This window comes from Streptomyces sp. NBC_00344 (assembly GCF_036088315.1).
Lineage (GTDB): Bacteria > Actinomycetota > Actinomycetes > Streptomycetales > Streptomycetaceae > Streptomyces.
Genome location: NZ_CP107996.1, coordinates 6,837,932 through 6,854,331, shown reverse-complemented (window position 1 = coordinate 6,854,331; position 16,400 = coordinate 6,837,932). Strand labels below are relative to the sequence as shown.

The 16,400-nt window shown below is 67.3% G+C and carries 16 protein-coding genes and 2 pseudogenes; 11 read left to right on the top strand and 7 right to left on the bottom strand.

Annotated elements, in window-relative coordinates; all coding sequences use genetic code 11:
• Positions 1 to 16: 16 nt before the first annotated feature.
• Both OHS16_RS31000 and OHS16_RS30995 read right to left on the bottom strand, forming a co-directional pair.
• Entirely contained in the window at positions 17 to 1,225 is a 1,209-nt protein-coding gene (locus tag OHS16_RS31000; protein ID WP_328540563.1) for an FAD-dependent oxidoreductase, read from the bottom strand.
• Positions 1,222 to 1,683 carry a hypothetical protein gene (locus tag OHS16_RS30995; RefSeq protein ID WP_328540562.1) on the bottom strand — a complete coding sequence of 154 codons (462 nt, stop codon included), beginning with the start codon at positions 1,681 to 1,683 and terminating at the stop codon, positions 1,222 to 1,224. Before OHS16_RS30995 ends, OHS16_RS31000 begins: the two co-directional genes overlap by 4 nt.
• A gap of 100 nt (positions 1,684 to 1,783) precedes the next feature.
• Here OHS16_RS30995 and OHS16_RS30990 point away from each other — a divergent pair, with 100 nt between their 5' ends.
• Both OHS16_RS30990 and OHS16_RS30985 read left to right on the top strand, forming a co-directional pair.
• Positions 1,784 to 2,398 (top strand): PadR family transcriptional regulator, encoded by a 615-nt coding sequence (locus OHS16_RS30990; protein ID WP_328540561.1) that lies wholly within the window; start codon positions 1,784 to 1,786, stop codon positions 2,396 to 2,398.
• Positions 2,395 to 2,655: a hypothetical protein gene (locus OHS16_RS30985; RefSeq protein WP_328540560.1), complete on the top strand. Its 261-nt coding sequence runs from the start codon at positions 2,395 to 2,397 to the stop codon at positions 2,653 to 2,655. Before OHS16_RS30990 ends, OHS16_RS30985 begins: the two co-directional genes overlap by 4 nt.
• Positions 2,656 to 2,886: 231 nt before the next feature.
• On the opposite strand, the gene OHS16_RS30980 is transcribed toward OHS16_RS30985, so the two are convergent.
• Complete coding sequence (locus OHS16_RS30980) at positions 2,887 to 3,741, bottom strand: hypothetical protein (RefSeq protein WP_328540559.1); 855 nt, start codon at positions 3,739 to 3,741, stop codon at positions 2,887 to 2,889.
• 2,083 nt (positions 3,742 to 5,824) lie between these two features.
• On the opposite strand from OHS16_RS30980, the gene OHS16_RS30975 reads away from it, so the two are divergent.
• The gene (locus OHS16_RS30975) at positions 5,825 to 6,403 is read left to right on the top strand and encodes a dihydrofolate reductase family protein (RefSeq protein WP_328540558.1); all 579 of its coding nucleotides are present in this window, start codon (positions 5,825 to 5,827) and stop codon (positions 6,401 to 6,403) included.
• 305 nt (positions 6,404 to 6,708) lie between these two features.
• On the opposite strand, the gene OHS16_RS30970 is transcribed toward OHS16_RS30975, so the two are convergent.
• Positions 6,709 to 7,584, bottom strand: coding sequence for a DUF899 family protein (locus OHS16_RS30970; protein ID WP_328540557.1), 876 nt, complete (start codon positions 7,582 to 7,584; stop codon positions 6,709 to 6,711).
• Between the two features lie 378 nt (positions 7,585 to 7,962).
• Positions 7,963 to 8,574 carry a TetR/AcrR family transcriptional regulator gene (locus OHS16_RS30965; protein WP_328540556.1) on the bottom strand — a complete coding sequence of 204 codons (612 nt, stop codon included), beginning with the start codon at positions 8,572 to 8,574 and terminating at the stop codon, positions 7,963 to 7,965.
• Between the two features lie 91 nt (positions 8,575 to 8,665).
• Between OHS16_RS30965 and OHS16_RS30960 the strand changes: the two genes are divergently transcribed.
• Entirely contained in the window at positions 8,666 to 9,574 is a 909-nt protein-coding gene (locus OHS16_RS30960; RefSeq protein WP_328540555.1) for an alpha/beta hydrolase family protein, read from the top strand.
• Positions 9,575 to 9,740: 166 nt separating this feature from the next.
• Positions 9,741 to 10,481: a flavodoxin family protein gene (locus tag OHS16_RS30955; RefSeq protein ID WP_328541049.1), complete on the top strand. Its 741-nt coding sequence runs from the start codon at positions 9,741 to 9,743 to the stop codon at positions 10,479 to 10,481.
• Between the two features lie 116 nt (positions 10,482 to 10,597).
• Here OHS16_RS30955 and OHS16_RS30950 read toward each other — a convergent pair.
• A pseudogene (locus tag OHS16_RS30950) lies at positions 10,598 to 10,751 on the bottom strand (IS5/IS1182 family transposase); the annotation flags it as partial.
• Between the two features lie 186 nt (positions 10,752 to 10,937).
• Here OHS16_RS30950 and OHS16_RS30945 point away from each other — a divergent pair.
• Positions 10,938 to 11,225 (top strand): DUF1905 domain-containing protein, encoded by a 288-nt coding sequence (locus tag OHS16_RS30945; RefSeq protein WP_328540554.1) that lies wholly within the window; start codon positions 10,938 to 10,940, stop codon positions 11,223 to 11,225.
• Between the two features lie 262 nt (positions 11,226 to 11,487).
• Here OHS16_RS30945 and OHS16_RS30940 read toward each other — a convergent pair whose 3' ends face one another.
• Positions 11,488 to 12,243 (bottom strand): helix-turn-helix domain-containing protein, encoded by a 756-nt coding sequence (locus OHS16_RS30940; RefSeq protein ID WP_328540553.1) that lies wholly within the window; start codon positions 12,241 to 12,243, stop codon positions 11,488 to 11,490.
• A 235-nt stretch (positions 12,244 to 12,478) separates the two neighbouring features.
• On the opposite strand from OHS16_RS30940, the gene OHS16_RS30935 reads away from it, so the two are divergent.
• The 5 genes and pseudogenes from OHS16_RS30935 (at position 12,479) to OHS16_RS30915 (ending at position 16,144) form a co-directional block, all read left to right on the top strand.
• Positions 12,479 to 13,144 carry a DUF4097 family beta strand repeat-containing protein gene (locus tag OHS16_RS30935; protein WP_328541048.1) on the top strand — a complete coding sequence of 222 codons (666 nt, stop codon included), beginning with the start codon at positions 12,479 to 12,481 and terminating at the stop codon, positions 13,142 to 13,144.
• A gap of 153 nt (positions 13,145 to 13,297) precedes the next feature.
• Positions 13,298 to 14,113 carry an alpha/beta fold hydrolase gene (locus tag OHS16_RS30930; protein WP_328540552.1) on the top strand — a complete coding sequence of 272 codons (816 nt, stop codon included), beginning with the start codon at positions 13,298 to 13,300 and terminating at the stop codon, positions 14,111 to 14,113.
• A 233-nt stretch (positions 14,114 to 14,346) separates the two neighbouring features.
• Positions 14,347 to 14,696: pseudogene (locus OHS16_RS30925) on the top strand (TOPRIM nucleotidyl transferase/hydrolase domain-containing protein); the annotation flags it as partial.
• A gap of 140 nt (positions 14,697 to 14,836) precedes the next feature.
• Positions 14,837 to 15,130, top strand: coding sequence for a ribosomal protein L7/L12 (locus tag OHS16_RS30920; protein ID WP_328540551.1), 294 nt, complete (start codon positions 14,837 to 14,839; stop codon positions 15,128 to 15,130).
• A gap of 171 nt (positions 15,131 to 15,301) precedes the next feature.
• Entirely contained in the window at positions 15,302 to 16,144 is an 843-nt protein-coding gene (locus OHS16_RS30915) for a hypothetical protein (RefSeq protein ID WP_328540550.1), read from the top strand.
• Positions 16,145 to 16,400 lie beyond the last annotated feature (256 nt).

Here is a 16,400-nt window from a genome sequence, read left to right as displayed (position 1 = left end):
TCACCACCGCACCAGTTCAGGTGAGCGGGGCTGCCTTCGCGTTCCAGTCGATGTGATGGTCGAACTGCCAGGCCATCTTCTCCGGGTTGATCAGCTTCATGGCCGCCGGCATCACGAGGTCGCGCAGTACGCGGCCCACCGGGCCCGCGGTCTTGTTGCTGTTCGTGCGGGCGCCGAGTTTGATGATGGCTTCGACGCGGGGGCGGCGCAGTTGTTCGTACGTCGAGAAGGCCTGCTCGTAGGGCAGGTCCCTGAGGCAGCGCGCCAGTTCGACAGCGCTTTCGGTGGCGATGGAGGCGCCCTGCCCGGAGCTGGACGAGGCGGCATGGGCCGCGTCGCCGATCAGGGTCATGCGGCCGCGGGTCCAGGTCGGAACCCGCGGCATGTTCTCCATCGGGCCGGTGATGAGCAGCTGGCGGGGGTCGGTACGGCTGATCATCTCGAGGGCGGGGGTGCGGTCGTCGGCGAAGGCGGTCCGCAAGGTACCCATCCACTCCTTCGCGCCGATCGCCTGCGCCTCGGCGACTGTCATCGGGAGGACGTGGGGCAGGTTCACGAACCACATCGCCGAGGAGTCGTCGAAGATCTGGTAGCCGAAGAAGGCGCGCTTTCCGAAGCACATGTACATGACGCCGTTGGTGGAGGGGAGTCCGGATTGGGGCATCCGGGCTCCGAAGCAGACCAGGCCGGCGTAGTTCGGCTGGGGCGCGACCGGGTCGATGAGGGGGCGGACCGTGGAGCGGATGCCGTCGGCGCCGATCAGGATGTCGGCGCCGGCCTGCGTACCGTCCGCGAAGTGCGCGATGACCCCGGAGCCGGTGTCCGTCGTGTCGGTCAGCTGCTTGCCGTGGTGGATGGGTACGGAGCGGCGCTCCGCCTCGTCGTAGATCGCACGGTAGAGAGCGGCGCGCCAGACGAACTGCAGCGACGGGAGGCGGGAGGGCGGGGCGAACTGTGCGAGGTGCTTGCCCGTCCAGCTCCGGAGGCCCATGGAAGTGACCGGTGTACCGATGGCGCGGACGAGGTCGCCCGCGCCGATCGCGTCAAGGGCGTCCTGGCCGTTCGGTGCGATGGTCATGCCGCCTCCGGCCCCGTCGGCCGTGGAGTCGTACGCCTCGTAGACGGCGGCCTCGATACCTGCGCGCTGGAGGGCCATCGCGGCGACGGGGCCCGCTATACCGCCGCCGATGATGAGCGCTGTGCGGGCTTTGCTCATGCTGTTCATGACTGGTGCCCCCTGGTCGGGTCGTCGATCGTCGGTACGCCGCCGGCCCTGTGGGCGCGGCGCAGATCCTGGACGTACGCATGGGAGAACATCGCCGACAGGGTCGCGATGCCACCGCGGTGGATGCGGATCTCGCTGTTCGTCGCGGAACCGGACAGATGGATACGGCGGCCGGTCCCCTTGTCGCGGGTGGATGAGGACCGGGAGTCCTTGATCCTGCCGCGGGCGGTCCACCTCAGGTTCCAGTGGTCAATGGCGGAGCTGTCGTCGACGAGCAGCTTGACCATGGCCCGGTCCAGGTCGATGTGAATCTCGATGTCGTCGGGGAGGCCGGGCGAACGGAGGTCGAGGACAGCGGCCCCATGACGGGCCTTGACCGCGAACTGGCCGGCCTCGGTCCACCTTCCCAGGTGCTTGACGAGGTCGTGGTCGCAGTGGATGCGCTCGGTGAGGGACATCTCGTTGGTTCCTCTCTGGGCGGCGTTGCGTTGACCATTCGATAGTTGCACTGCAACTAGTCTCTCGTCAACTAGTCTTCCTGAAGCTAGAGTGAGGTCCATGCCTTCCTCTGCTCCCCGCAGCTCGCCACTCGCCCTGACCGTCCTGGCCCTGCTGCACTACAAGCCGCTGCACCCGTACGGCATCCAGCGCCTGGTCAAGGACTGGGGGAAAGAACAGGTCGTCAACGTCAAGCAGCGTGCGAGCCTCTACCGCACGATCGAGCGACTCAATGGCGACGGTCTGATCGCGGTTCGCGAGACGGAGCGCGATCAGCAGTACCCCGAGCGGACCGTGTACGAAGTCACCGACGCGGGACGCGAGACCGCCCACGCCTGGCTGGAGGAGATGCTCTCCGCACCCAAACAGGAATTCCCGGAGTTCCCGGCCGCCCTGTCAAATCTGCTGCTGCTCACGCCGGAAGAGATGGCGAACGTACTGGAGCGGCGGGCCGACGCACTCGCGGAGAAGCTCGACGGACTGGAGGCGGCCATGGCCGCAGAGGCGGATCGGGGGCTGCCGCGTGTCACCCGCCTGGAGACCGAGTACCTTCGAGCCGTCACGGCCGCGGAGCTGGAGTGGGTGCGCGCGGTGGTCGACGACTTGCGAGCCGGCGGGATCACATGGTCGAAGGATCAACTCGACGCCCTCGCGGATGAGCCGATCTCGACGTGAACGGCAGCCCAGGCGCTCAACGACCGCGCCGAGCCCGGCTGAAAGTGTCCGGGAGCCGCACGTCGCAGCGGGACGGCCGCATCAGCCTCACCGTCACGGTCCGCAAGGGCACCCCCGTCGCGCCCATGGTCCGCCTCTCGCTGCGCGACCGTCGCTCGGGCCACCGGGTCCTGCCAGCGTTCCACTCCGACAACCACCTGTGGACTTTCGGGGTGACCGCGCAGGGCTACCGGACGCCGCGCGTGTCGAACCGTTAGCCGCAGCAGCGCCTGCTGCCACCGACCGCACCCCGGCCGGCCGCCGAGCACTCTCGGCGGCCGGCCAGATCCAGCTGACCCGGTGGTGCCGGGTGGAACACGCCGGTGTCGCAATCCTGGATCGCCCCGAACGCGGACATGTCGTCCTGGGGGACGTGGTCAGGGTTGCGATTGAGTTGACGGCCTGTCGTGTGCGGCTGCGGTCCCGCGTGACGGGCGAGCCACACGGGGTCAGCGCGAGTCGACCAGCGAGTAGAGCGCGTAGAGGACCTTCGGCTTCTGCTTCGGGGTCAATTGGACAAGGGCCTGCCCCTGGAACTCGTCGGTGATGACGGCACGCGGGCTGGGGTTGAATACCCTTTCATCCGACCCTGGGGTGATCTGCATGGACGAGCTCCCCCGCAGAGCGGCCTTGGTCAAGGACTCCTGGTTGTGCGCCAGCGACACGACGGTCAGCACCCCTCCGTCCTTTGTCCGGACAGAGTAGATGTTCTCGCTCTTCGCGGGCTTGTCGAAGAAGTTCACCTGCGCCTGGGGGCCCAGCGCGTCGTTGCGGGTCCGATAGCTTTTCAGCGCGTCCTTGGTCCAGGAACTCGGCGCGAGTTCCTTCCCCTTGTTCTTTCCCCCACTGGTGTAGAGGTCCTCCCAGACGCCCTTCACCTCGGCGGGACTGAGGGCGCCGTTCTTCGCACTGCTGGAAACTGCGGTGGCGAGGCCCTGACGACTGATGTCGATGGCTGGGACAGAGACGCCGAGGTGGACCGCCCTGACCGCCTTCCAGTGGCCCGCAACCTTGTCGAAGACCAGCAGCGAGGGGTACTTGGAACCGCCCGCGTGCCCAATGACCATGAACCAGCCGGAGTTGACAGGAATGACGTACGAGCGCTGCTTGTACGTGAAGGGGTCCCCGTACTCCTTGCGCTTCTTGCTCGACCATGTCGGGAACGCCTTGAACTCAGCCTTGCTCAGTTCGTAGACCTGCCCGCCCTCCACCGTCCCGAGCAACTTGGCGTTGCGCGTCCGGTTACTGAGATTGTTGACCTTTTCATAATTGTCAACGATCTTGGCCGCCTGAGCGCGAGTCACTGCTCCGCTGGGCGACGGGCTCGCGCTCACCGACTGCTTCGCATCCGAATCGGCCGTATCCGACGAGGCGTTACAGGCCGTCAGAGTGATCGCGGCAGCCAACGTGACCGTGGCCGCCAGAAGCTGCCGCGCACGACGACCGGGGGCCTTCGGGTAGTTGGGGTTTCTTTGCTGGCTCTGCACTGGAGAGACTCCCTCAAGACGATTAGCGGAGCCGGTCGGCGTGTTGTGCCACCGACCGGCTCAGTTCAATTCAAGCAGGGCGTCCCCGAGCGGCCTGCTTCGGGATGGCCGGCTCGGGGGGCGGGGTTCGTCCGGTGCGGATTCACCAGTGGTACGGCGTGCGCCCGCGGACAAGGGCTGTGCGTGCGTCATTGGGGGGGCGAGCGAGTTCGCAGTGTGGCCAGCACAACCACCCACCAGCCCATGCCGGTTACCGGGGTGGGGCGACTTCGCCTCCACAGGCTTGGCGCGCAGGCGGCCCGGCGGACTGCCGCGGCCGCACCGTGGAGCGGGCCAGGTCGAATGCGGCAGGATAGGAGACCAAAGACCCCAGCCAGGCATCGGCGTCGCCCTGGACGTACGGCCGGCCCGACGGATGAATCCGCGCCGGACGGGTTCGTCACCCCCGCGCGGCTCGGCCTGCTCCAGCGTGCCCGGCTCGCGCAGCCGCTGGACTGGTATCGCCACGTGGCGATACACCTATACGGGCCGGATGTTGCGGGAGACCCCTCTGAACAGCTGAAGTGCAGGAACCGCCCGATTGACCACGGTCGCCACACTCAGATCATGCCACCCGACAGGAAGATCCCTCTGCCGTCACCACGTCCTGAGTCGTTAGTCTCACGTCAGCCGCTTTCCCATGCGTGCGGCGACTCTTTCTCTGTCCTTTGTATGCCACCACTCGAACAGGTGGGTTCGCACGAGGAGTTCAAGATAGCGCACGGCGTCCTCGGTGAGATCTCCGCTCACAAGGCTCGCCTCATGCCCCTTATATTTCAGGGACACTTGCCAGAGTTCCCCCGATGCGCGTACATCAAGCTTGATGTGCAGTTCAGGGCAGACCGAGGAAACTCGCATCTGAAGGACTTCGATGGGATTCCAGGCCCCTGCCTTTGCACTCCCGAAAGTTTACCCTCGAGCGCTTCCCCCACCTGCTCCGACGTGGCCATGGGATCCTCTCTACGCTTGCGAGCGCTGGTGCTGTGTATTCCAAAATGGCGGTGAAGACTCCCTCAGAGTAAGGTCTCCGGGCTTCCCTCCGAAAGGACTTTACGCCGGGCCCGTCCGACCGAGCCTGGTGACTTCCCGACGGACCACTGGATTCGGTGACAGACCCTGTCCAGGAAGCCCTGTTCGCCCCAAGACAGCGAACAGGGCACACGAGCCGGCGCCGTCCACGTCATTGGTCCCACCGTGTCAGCTCAGAGTTCCAGCCGCACCGTCCGCACCATCGTGTACGTCCCGGTACCGCTATCCCGCGCTGGGGTGGTGGTAGCGGAGCCCCCGACAGAAGGCGACAGGCCGGCTGGACCGTATTCCGGTGGCGGCCACGAATGGAGGCGTTCGTACGGCACGCGTACGGAGAAGCTCAGGCTGGTCGGAGGAGTCGGGAGTCGACCGGAAGAGTGAACGGGGATACGGAGAGCGGCCGACAACGCTGCCAAAGTCGCGCTCCATGGCCCCTTCGGCAGTAAATAGGAGCGGGTGCTGTCCCTACCTGGATGCCCGCCAACACCCGCGAGCACATCAAGCGCGTTCTGACCCGGTTCCGTACACCACGCTGTTCGGGGTCTTCGGCACGCAGGGCCAGCTGTTCACTGAACCCCATTTCAACGGCTGCACGCACAGGACAGCCGGCGCGGAGAGAGGAATCGTCACGACCCCTGGATCGGCGGGCCACGCCCTTCTTCTCCCCCGCCGTGTCGCCGATCACGCTGACCTTCCGTCTTCTCGGCCGTGGTAAGGCCCCTTGGTCCTTTCCGGGTCCGCTGGATTTCAGGAGTCCATGGGCGATGAGTTTCGCCGTGCTTGCCAGTCTCTATTCCCACCATGCGATGAACCCGCACTCGAGGAGAGCATCATGAACGCTACCTACACGTTCGACGTCTTCTCCAGCCTCGACGGCTTCGGCGCCGCCAGCGGCAACTGGACCGGCTACTGGGGTAAGCAAGGCCCCGAGCTCCTCGACCACCGCCTCGCCCTGTACGGCGAGGAGCAGCGGATGGTCTTCGGGGCCAACACCTATCGGTTGTTCGCGCAGATGCTGGCCTCGAGCACCGAGGAGTCCGAGGTGCGTGACCCATGGGTCACTCGGATGCGGAGCATGCCGGCAACCGTCGTGTCGACCACACTGGAGGGAACCCTCGACTGGCCGGATGCGAACGTCGTGAGCGGCGATGCCGTCGACGTCGTCGCTCGGCTCAAGAAGGAGTCCGCGGTACCGTTGCGTTCGCACGGCAGCCTGTCGATGAACCGGGCGCTGATGGCCGCCGGCCTGGTCGACCGTGTCCAGGTGACGCTCTTTCCTGTGATCACCGGTCAGACCGGGCTGGATCCGATCTTCCACGGTGCGGCCGACTTCGACCTTCGGCTGATCGAGCGCCGGACGCTCGACGGCGATATCCAAGAGCTCATCTACCGGCCCACCCTGCATGTCTGAGTCCATCCATGGACCCCACACTCGCCAAGCAGCCCGAAACTGACGGAAGAATCCCCTGACCGACATGCCGACCGGTCTCATGGCCACTGTGGTCATTCGGCTTGCTGATCGCCTCCTGATTCTTCGGGTCGTCCGACGAGCCGGCCGTTCTTGAACCTCGCGTCACGCGGACCAGGGCGACCCTGGCTGCATGGCAACGAGGCCTTGGACCGACAGCGCCGGACGAGCCGACCGAACAGGCCAGTCCCGAGCACCACGGCGAGTGCTTGGAGCAAGTAAGCACGGGGAGTACTCCACGGCTTCGGCTAGTGACAATGGCCAGGTCCCGGCGCCGTCCTCGCCCCGGCGGCTCCGAGATCATCGGAGTGGCCATCTTCGAGTCGCGGCCACTGGGCGATGGGGCGTCCGCCCGGCCAATCGGATACGGGTGGCCAAGCGGGCGAGCCGCCCTCCGTCCGCGCATTGGAGCACTGTTGTGGCCAGCCGGGAGGTGAATCCTCCCAACGCTCCTGGCGTCCGTACACCGTGAGGTCCATGAGCGCGTAGCTGTAGTCCATGGCCTCTACACCGCGGCGCTTCGTCCAGTAGGTCTCGAAAACGCGGTCGCCGTCCCGTAGGTAGCACACGAGGTGGAACAAGCCGGTCTCACGTCCGACGAGCAGTGCGTCGAGTGATGGTTGTGCGGAATACCATGGCATGTCCCAGCCCATGAAGTCGCGGTAGCGGACGCTCTCGTCGTACGACACCTGGGGCTCGGCCCCTCCGACGGCGACGTTGCGCCCCTGGCAGAGGACCGCGTAGGTGATGTCGCGGGAATGCAGGTAGGACAGCTCAGCGACCTGACTGGTGTAGAACGTGCAGCCTTCGCACTGCTCGGGTGCGGGCCGGCCGGGATTCCACATGAAGTAGTAGGCAATGAGCTCCCGGCGTCCCTCGAATGCGTCGAGCAGCGTCAGCGGGCCGGCAGGTCCGATCAGCTCGAGGCCGGCGTCCACCTCGACCATGGGCAGCCTCCGGCGGGCTGCTGCGATGGCGTCGCCTTCGTGGGTATGTGCCTTCTCCCGAACCCGCAGGGCGTCCAGTTCGGCCTGCCAGGTGGCCCGATCGACGACCGGTGGCCGGGCGGAGGTGTCGTTGCCGCCGGTGGCCGGCGTCCCAGTGGTCTTCGACTCGTCGTTCATGGTCGTCTCCATATGCGTATGGATGTATGTGGCGTCGCGCGGCGGTGTCGACAGTCATGGGGCTTTCCTTCTGCTGAGCCTGAGCCCGCGCGACCCCCTCCCTGCTTCGGCTGCTTCGGCGCCGCGCTTGATTCCTCCGTCAGCTGTCGGCCCAGTCAGCGGCGAGCAAGTCCATGCCTACCGCGGTCATGTACCAGTGCCGCCGGCCGAACGGTGTACCGAACCCCGCCGCCGGCCCGGCGTCATGGAGATCGAGGGGTGTTGAGGCTTCCGCAATGGGATCGCCGCTGGAACACCGACCTCAGGTCCTTCATCTGGACCAAGACCGCAGATGAGATCCGCGAAACGTCTCTCCCGCTGTCCGAACGGGTTCCTGACTCAGGACACCAGAGTGCCCCCAGTGCTGCCCGTGCTGCCCGTGCTGCCGAGCAGCCGTGCCACGAGGAGTTCCGGGTAGCCGGAGGCCGGTGGATCGATGCCGAAGATCGCCCGTAGATACAGCGGTGCGATGAGCTGGTCGAGGATCTGGTCGAGTGGCGGGGGGTTCTCACCGCGGGCCGCTGCCCGGTCCCGGATTCGTTCGATGGCGTGGGTCCGGCGCTGGAAGTGCTGTGCGCGCTCCCCCCGCGCCTGGGCGCTGCCCGGCATCGACAGGGCGACGGCCCGCACGAGCAGTCGGCCTTCGGGCTTGAGGATGCTCGCGGCTCCCGCTGCCGCCCATTGCGTGAGGTCGCCGCGCAGAGTTCCGGTGTCCGGCAGCGGCCAGTGCTGTTCGAGCCGGGTGATGACCACGTCGGCCAGGAGCGCCTCACGGCTGCCCCAGCGCCGGTAGATGCTCGTGTGGTTCACACCGGCGCGTAGCGCGATCGCGGGGATGGTGAGGTCTGCGCCCTGAGAGTCGGACAGCAGGTCGACGACCGCCTGATGGACGGCCGTGCGGACCTGTTCGGGGCTCTTGCGGGAACGGGGGGTCGACTGGTTCGGGCTCACCCGCACATCGTAAGCACATTTATTTGCTTCGTGGCGCCCGCAGCATCTACAGTACTGAAGCAAGCACAGATCTGTGCTTAAGGAGGGCGTCATGAAGCAGCTGCTGTTCCCCGAGAACCCCCAGTTCTGGTACGAGACCCTGCGCTCGATGAGCCACATCGCCTATGGCGGCGCCGACTTCGGCGAGGTGGTCTCCACCAGTGAGCGCATCAAGGAAGGCGACTACGACAGCTGGCACGACGAGTGGCTCGCCACCGCTGACCGGGTGGCCGCCGAAGCCCAGCAGGCTTTGGACGCCGGCCACCCGGTCAGCGCCCGGGACGGATTCCTGAGGGCGTCCAACTACTACCGGTCGGCCGAGTTCTTCCTGCACGGCCACCCGTGCGACCCCCGCCACGACCACGCCTACGACCGCAGCGTGGCCTGTTTCCGAACAGCAGCGGCGTTGTACACCCCCCGCATCGAACCGGTTCGCATCCCCTACGAGGACACCACCCTGCCGGGGTACCTCTACCGAGCCGGCACCACCAGCACACCGCGGCCAACCGTGATCATGCACAGCGGCTTCGACGGCACCGCCGAGGAACTGCACTTCAGCGGCGCGTTGGCGGCCGTCGAACGCGGTTACACCGTGCTGACCTTCGACGGGCCCGGACAACCGGGGCCGCGGCACCGCGAAGGCCTGGTCTTCCGTCCGGACTGGGAGAACGTCATCACCCCGGTGGTCGACTTCGCCGAAAGCCTCCCGGACGTCGACAACAGCCGTATCGCGCTGCTCGGTTCCAGCATGGGCGGCGTGCTCGCCCCGAGGGCGGCGGCCTTCGAACACCGGCTGGCGGCACTGGTGGCCGTCGACGGCGTTTACGACCTCGGCGAGCGAGACAGCATTCCCAGTGCTGTGACCAGCGGCGACGACGGCGTAGAGCCCATCGCGCCGGCACGACCGATGAGGCAGATGCGCGAGTCTGTGGCGGCCGTCGCGGAATTTCGTGGCACCTGATCGCCAGGCGTCGGCAAACGTGTCAACAATCAGCCGATTCACCCGCCTGGACTCGCCCACCGTGACGACCGGCCACTTCGCCTCGACCCTTGCACTGCGGGGCAGGACTGATCGCGACCGCACCCATGTCCGCGCCTCATCTCTCCGATAGGGAACACGCATGGCCATGCCGGACTACGACCACACGGGTGGTGCGAAGGCGCCCGCCACCTACGACGATCTGCGAGCTCTGTTCATCAACTGCACGCTGAAGTACTCCCCCGAGCCCAGCAACACCCAGGGCCTGGTCGATCGCAGCAGCGCGATCATGAAGTCGCGCGGGGTGACAGTCGAGGAGATCCGCGCCATCGATCACGACATCGCCACGGGCACCTGGCCAGACATGACCGAGCACGGCGCGGCCTCGGACGCGTGGCCGGAGCTCTACCGGAAGGTGATGGACGCCGACATCCTGGTCATCGCCGGTCCGATCTGGCTCGGGGACAACGGCTCGGTCACCAAGCTCGTCATCGAACGTCTGTACGCGTGCTCGCATCTGCTCAACGACGCCGGCCAGTACGCCTACTACGGTCGGGTCGGCGGCTGCCTGGTCACCGGCAATGAGGACGGAATCAAGCACTGCGCCATGAACCTGCTGTACAGCCTCCAGCACCTCGGCTACACCATCCCGCCACAGGCCGACTCCGGCTGGATCGGCGAGGCGGGGCCCGGCCCGTCCTACCTCGACCCTGGATCGGGCGGTCCTGAGAACGACTTCACCAACCGGAACACCGCCTTCATGACGTGGAACCTGCTGCACGTGGCGCGGATCCTCAAGGACGCGGGCAGAATTCCGGTCTTCGGCAACCAGCGGGCGCAGTGGGACGCCGGATGCAGCACCGATCAGGTCAACCCCGAGCACCGTTAGGGCTGGCGCCTGCGGCCGATGGCCGAAAATGACGGGGTGCGCAGAGATTCCTGATTGGGCGTCGCTCCACTTGGTGATTCCGCGGAAGTTGATTCGCGCTGGTGGCTATGGCGGGCGAAGGCGAGGAAGCGCTCCGGCTCGTGCTCATAGCCGTCGGTGCGGACGACGAAGGCCGGTCAGCCAGGACACGGTGCGCTCCAAGACCCAGCGGTGCCGGCCCCAGCCGCTGGTCGGACTCTTTCCGAGCGTTTGTCTGTGCGCCGTTGTGCGCACCGGCCGGCGCAACTGGCCAACCGAACCACCAACTGGCTGTACCTGATCATTTCACTTGGCGGATTCAGCATGGTCCGCGCAGTCGTCATATGGATCAGTCAGGGTGGCTGTCGGTCTCCGTCCCGGAGCGACACCGCAATACGCTGAGCGCGATGTGCCCCTCCGCAAAGAACGGATCGACCTATGGACGTTGTCTTCGCCGGCCACGTGATCGAGTGGCGTGGGCCTTCACCGTTCTACTTCGTTCCCGTGCCGGAGGAGCAGTCGGCCGACATACGCGAGGTGGCCGCGATGGCCACGTACGGCTGGGGCGTCATTCCTGTGGAGGCCCGGATCGGTGGGATCACCTTTGCGACATCGCTCTTCCCCAGGGACGGCGGCTATCTGCTGCCGGTAAGGAATGCCGTGCGCAAGCCGCAGGGCCTGTCGACGGGGGACGAGGTGACTGTGGAGATGGCCGTTCGCCTTTAGCGCCCAGCGGCGGATGGGCGCTGCGTCCCAGCGGACCACCGGGGGCGCCGGATGTCGCCCCCGGCACCCTGCTGAAACCGCAGGCCCGGGCAGAGCGGCTCCGCACCCTTCCGACGGGCGTACCGGGCGTGAGCTACGGCTTGGGCATCATCGACGTCGACGCATGTCGGCACACGCCCTGCGGCCCTGCCCTCATGAGGCGCAGTACGTCGCCGGGCGCCGCCGGGCTTCCCCTCATGGCTGGGACGACCGGGATAACTGGCTATCCGGCGTCCGGAGTTGGTTGAGCGATGCCGTCCGAGTCGGTTCCCGGTCTGGTGTGGAGGACTTCGCGGGCCTGTTCGGCGGCGCGGGTGATGCTCTCGCTGATGAAGTCGAGGAAGCGGGCGATGTTCTCCAGGCGGGTGGCGGCGGGGGTATGAGGGCCGAGGACGGCGGCGCCTTGGCGTGCGGTTGCGACAAGTTGGTCGTTGGACCGGGCGCTGGCGATTGTCGCCTGGTAGAAGAGTTCGTCGTCGACCACGTAGCGGTCGCGGCGGCGTTCGTCGCGTTCTCGGCGAACGAGGCTCTGGCCCTCCAGGAAGGCGATCGCCTTGGAGATGGACGCCGGGCTGACCTGGAGGCGCTCGGCCAGTTGGGACGCGGTGAGGCTGCCGGCGTCGGTGGTGAAGAGGCAGGTGAGTACCCGGGCCGCCATCTTGGGCAGGCCCGAGGCCATAAGGACGGTGGTGAACACCTCCTCGTACGCGGCCACGGCCTCAGCGTCGCGTCCGTGCGCCTGGGGAACTGATTCCGGCCCTCGGGAGGAGGCGGGCCTGCGCCGGTGGGTGCGGTGTTCGGTGGCGCGGTGGGCCAGGTCGGCGCGGTAGACGGTGGGACCGCCGTTGCGCATCACCTCACGCGTGATCGTCGAGGTCGGGCGATCAAGGCGTCGGGCGATCTCGGCGTAGGGGAGGCTGTCGGCCAGCCCCAGCGCGATCTGCTGACGTTCCTGCTGAGTGAGCCTGCCTCCCGGCATCGCGAATCTCCTTGGTGGTCCTTCGGGTCGGTCCGTGCCCTTCCACCATAGCGTTCACTTCTCACCCATTGCAACGAACAGAGCAAGGCCGTTGCATTACCCTTGCGATCGTTGCAACAGTTCTAAGCTTTTCACCTGCGCAGATATAGATTTCACGCAACAAGTACGTTGCCTAGACTTTGAAAGCAACGTAGCGTTTCCGGTGTCAGAAACAGAACGAGCACAGGAGAGCATGATGCAGAAGTTCGACACCCCCGCCCCGATCGCCGCCGTCCTGGACATCCCCGCCGGTCGCATCCGGTTCATCGCTGCAGACCGCGCCGACACCACGGTCGAGGTCCTGCCCGCCGACCCGTCCAAGAGCCGCGACACCAAGACCGCTGAGCAGACCACCGTGACCTACGACGACGGCGTCCTGCGGATCAAGGCCCCTACCTCCAACCAGCAGCTCCTCGGCCCCTCCGGATCCCTGGAGGTCACCATCCAACTGCCCGCAGGCTCCCGCGTCGAGGGCACAGCGGCCAGCGCCGAGCTCCGCGGCGTCGGACGCCTCGGTGACGTCGTCTTCGACGGCGCGTACCGCCAGATCAAGATCGACGAGGCGGCGAGCGTCCGCCTCACTGCGATCGATGGTGACGTCGAGGTCGGCAGGCTGGGCGGCCCCGCAGAGATCAGCACCGCAAGGGGCGACATCCGGATCACCGAGGCCGTGCGCGGCACAGTGGTGCTCCGCACCGAGGCCGGCGACATCTCGGTCGCCGCCGCCGCCGGTGTCTCGGCCGCCCTGGACGCCGGTACCGACTACGGCCGTGTCAGCAACTCCCTCAAGAACGATGGCTCCGCCGTACTCGACATCCGCGCCACCACCTCCCACGGCGACATCACCGCCCGCAGCCTCTGAAGGAGAAGACCCAGGACTGGGCGGCCGGGCCCCCGGTTGTCGAGATACTGCCGGTCGCCACCGAGGACGCGGCCGTCCGGTCCCAGCGCTGCAATCCACCGGCACAGCCGGGCGAATCGTACAAGACGCTCTCACTCGAACCAGGGGAAACACATGACCAAGGACAGCACGCCCTCGACCAGTGCGAAGTGGACCGGCATGGTGCCGGTTGACGATACGGCCCTGGCCGTCACCGACACCGGCGGCCCCGGTGTCCCCGTGGTCTACCTCAACGGCCAGTTCGCCACCCAGGGGTACTGGCGGCGGGTCATCGCTGAACTGGGGTCGGAGTGGCGGCACATCACCTACGACGAGCGAGCCCGCGGCGCATCGAAGCGTTCGGCGGACTATTCCTTCGAGGCAGCCGTCCGGGACGTCGACGCCGTTCTCGCGGCCAGGGGTGTGGACCGGGCCCTCGTGGTGGGCTGGTCCTACGGGGCGCTCGTCGGGGCGCACTGGGCCGGCCGTAATCCGGAGCGTGCCGTGGGCACGGTCCTGGTCGACGGCGCGTTCCCGTACGACTGGCTCGACGAGGCCATGGAGCAGCGGATCCGGAAGCTGTTCCGGCGGATGAGCTGGTTCCTGCCGCTGCTGCGTCCGACGGGCCTGGCCCCGCGGATGAGTGCCGAGCAGCAGGCGAACAGCAACATCGAGATCGGCAGGCTCTCACGCGAGCGCGAGCTGGGCCCCGTGCTGGACAGCATCGCCGTCCCGGTGCGGTATGTGGTCGCTTCGGGGACGTCCTTCGGGAGCCGCGGTGATGAGCAGGAACGGATACGCACCGGCCTCGACGCGGTGATCGCCCGCAACCCGAACATCCAGATCGGCGCGAAGGTCGCCAGCAACCACGGTGCGATCCTCAAGAAGGACTTCCCGGCCATCGCCGAGGCCGTACGCGAGGTCGCCGCCCTCGACCACGGGGACCGCTGAAGGCACGACAAGCGGACGAACGACAATTCCCCGTCCACTTCACCCTCGTCCTCATCGCCGAGTTCCACAGCGTCCGGGTCGCGCGGCTCCCTCGGACCCACACGGCTCCTTCCGTTGCCGGACAGAACTCGTCTCGTTCGGGCGGCTGCTCCGGGCCCGGCTGCTCAGCGCCCGATCGACGCGTCGGCGGAAATTCTCTCGCGCTGTGGCCAGGCCGGGCTGAGACTCGTCTCATGGCTGACATGGAGGCGTTCCGGGACGCGGTCGCCGCATGGGCGGCGGGGGCCCCAGCGGCCCCGCGTACGAGCTGGCCGCGCGGCTGCCCGTGCGGGTGGCCGTCCTGCTCGAAGGGCCGAGCGACGTCGCAGCGGTCAACGCGCTGGCAGAGAGCCGCGGCCGGAACCTGGCAGCCGAAGGGGCCTGCGTCCTGCCTATCGGCGGTGGGATGAGCATCGGGCGCTACGCCCGGCTCCTCGGTTCCCCCGGCCTGGGCCTCCACCTCACCGGGCTGTGCGACGAGGCGGAGAGTCCCTACTACGCACGCGGCCTCGAACGGGTCAGCGCGGCACAGGAAGGCTTCTTCCACATCCCGGACCTCGCGACGCCAACACGCACGGATGGCCGGCGCCTGCGGTAGCCGGGAGGGCTGCCCGTACCGGCCATGAACACGCCGAACTGCACCAGATGTGCTACTCGATCACCGGAACGTTAAGGTCGACACTCATGGAATCCATAGCGGTGACAGTCCCTCTGGTGCTCGGCTTCGCGTTGATCGCCGCGAGCATGGACAGCAAACTCAAGCGGCTGGATCACCGATTCGCCCGGGTAGAGCGCCAACTGGATCTGATCACTGCCCATTTGGGAGTGCCATCGGAACTGGACGCTGAACTGAGTGCCGTCGACGCCCTCTTGCGCCAAGGAAAGAGTATCGCGGCGATCAAGGCTTACCGGGAGATCACGGGTGCGGGTCTCAAGGAGGCCAAGGAGGCCGTCGACCAGCGGGCGGGCAGGGCCTGAGCCGGACCGCCCCCGCACCCTCGCCCCCCGGCGTGGGCTCCGCGACCAGCAACAACGCGTCGGTATGCGGGATGTCGTCCACTTCCGCGAGGGCGACGAACGCCGAGCACGGCCAACGTCCTTGCCGGGCGCGGCCGACCGCCCGCACGCCGCCCGCTAGCATCACTTCCCATGGCGAGGCGGGGACGGCAACTGGGTGCCGCGGCGGGGGTGGCGGTACTGGCGGCTATCTGCGCCTCCGGCCCGGAACACCCCGAGGTCATAAGCACGGCGTCGGACCTCGGCCCCCTCCCGGCCGACCGTTACGCCTACACCCCGGAGGACTACCGGGAATCCCAGCGGGCGTCGGCGTTGCTGGTCCGGCAGTGCATGGCGGAGCGCGGCCACCCGGACTTCCCGCTCGACCCCCGCTTCCCCAGCGACCCCATCGTCGCCACCGCGGTCAGTACCGACTACGGCGTCCTCGATCTCGCCACCGCCCGCCGCTGGGGCTACGGCTGGAATCCTGCAAAGCCAGTGACACCCCGGCCGAAGGGCCGCCGCATGACCTATGCAGAGTCCGCGGACACGCCCGCCTGCAACACCGAGGCGAACCGGCGGCTGATGCGCGGCATCGACCTCAAACAGGACTGGCTCTACGCGGACAGCAGGACGGTCGAGGTCGACAAGGCGGTCAAGCGCGACCCGCGTCTCGGGGCCGCGTGGGATACGTGGTCCCGCTGCGTGGCAGAACAAGGATTCACCCGCTACCCCGACCCCGTCGCGGCGTACACGGACGACGCCTGGCAGCGGGGCAGCGACGGCAACACCCGGCATGCGCAGCGGGAGCGGGCCACCGCCGTCGCGGACGTCGCCTGCAAGCGACGCCACCATACGGCCGAGCTCTGGCACGCCGTACGGGCGCAGAAGCAGGCCGCGGACCTTGCGAAGCATCGCGACCGCTACGCCGCCGGGCTGCAAGCGCTGGGGACGTACCGGGCCAACATCGCCGAGGTGCTTCGCAAACTCGGCTAGCGAGGCGCCGTCGCACAACGGTGTGCAGTGTGCGAGCGCCGGCGGACACGCGGCAGCCGCCCCATCGACCGGCCTTTCGCCCTGCCTCCGCGGCGGCCCCTCCCCCACGGCCGCCAACCAGGACAGCACTGTCGTTGACGAGACATTCGTCGGCCGGCCGACACACTGACTGACGACGCGTCAGCAAAAGCCGATGCGGATCGACCACCGAGTTCCGCGGGCCTCCGCAGTGCCGCTTCCGGCGCGGATTGACCGG

Excerpts from the sequence above, each read along its gene's own strand:
- OHS16_RS31000 (WP_328540563.1), bottom strand. The coding sequence starts at position 1,225 with ATGAACAGCATGAGCAAAGCCCGCACAGCGCTCATCATCGGCGGCGGT.
- OHS16_RS30995 (WP_328540562.1), bottom strand. The coding sequence starts at position 1,683 with ATGTCCCTCACCGAGCGCATCCACTGCGACCACGACCTCGTCAAGCAC.
- OHS16_RS30990 (WP_328540561.1), top strand. The coding sequence starts at position 1,784 with ATGCCTTCCTCTGCTCCCCGCAGCTCGCCACTCGCCCTGACCGTCCTG.
- OHS16_RS30975 (WP_328540558.1), top strand. The coding sequence starts at position 5,825 with ATGAACGCTACCTACACGTTCGACGTCTTCTCCAGCCTCGACGGCTTC.
- OHS16_RS30970 (WP_328540557.1), bottom strand. The coding sequence starts at position 7,584 with ATGAACGACGAGTCGAAGACCACTGGGACGCCGGCCACCGGCGGCAAC.
- OHS16_RS30960 (WP_328540555.1), top strand. The coding sequence starts at position 8,666 with ATGAAGCAGCTGCTGTTCCCCGAGAACCCCCAGTTCTGGTACGAGACC.
- OHS16_RS30955 (WP_328541049.1), top strand. The coding sequence starts at position 9,741 with ATGCCGGACTACGACCACACGGGTGGTGCGAAGGCGCCCGCCACCTAC.
- OHS16_RS30945 (WP_328540554.1), top strand. The coding sequence starts at position 10,938 with ATGGACGTTGTCTTCGCCGGCCACGTGATCGAGTGGCGTGGGCCTTCA.
- OHS16_RS30940 (WP_328540553.1), bottom strand. The coding sequence starts at position 12,243 with ATGCCGGGAGGCAGGCTCACTCAGCAGGAACGTCAGCAGATCGCGCTG.
- OHS16_RS30935 (WP_328541048.1), top strand. The coding sequence starts at position 12,479 with ATGCAGAAGTTCGACACCCCCGCCCCGATCGCCGCCGTCCTGGACATC.
- OHS16_RS30930 (WP_328540552.1), top strand. The coding sequence starts at position 13,298 with ATGACCAAGGACAGCACGCCCTCGACCAGTGCGAAGTGGACCGGCATG.
- OHS16_RS30920 (WP_328540551.1), top strand. The coding sequence starts at position 14,837 with ATGGAATCCATAGCGGTGACAGTCCCTCTGGTGCTCGGCTTCGCGTTG.
- OHS16_RS30915 (WP_328540550.1), top strand. The coding sequence starts at position 15,302 with ATGGCGAGGCGGGGACGGCAACTGGGTGCCGCGGCGGGGGTGGCGGTA.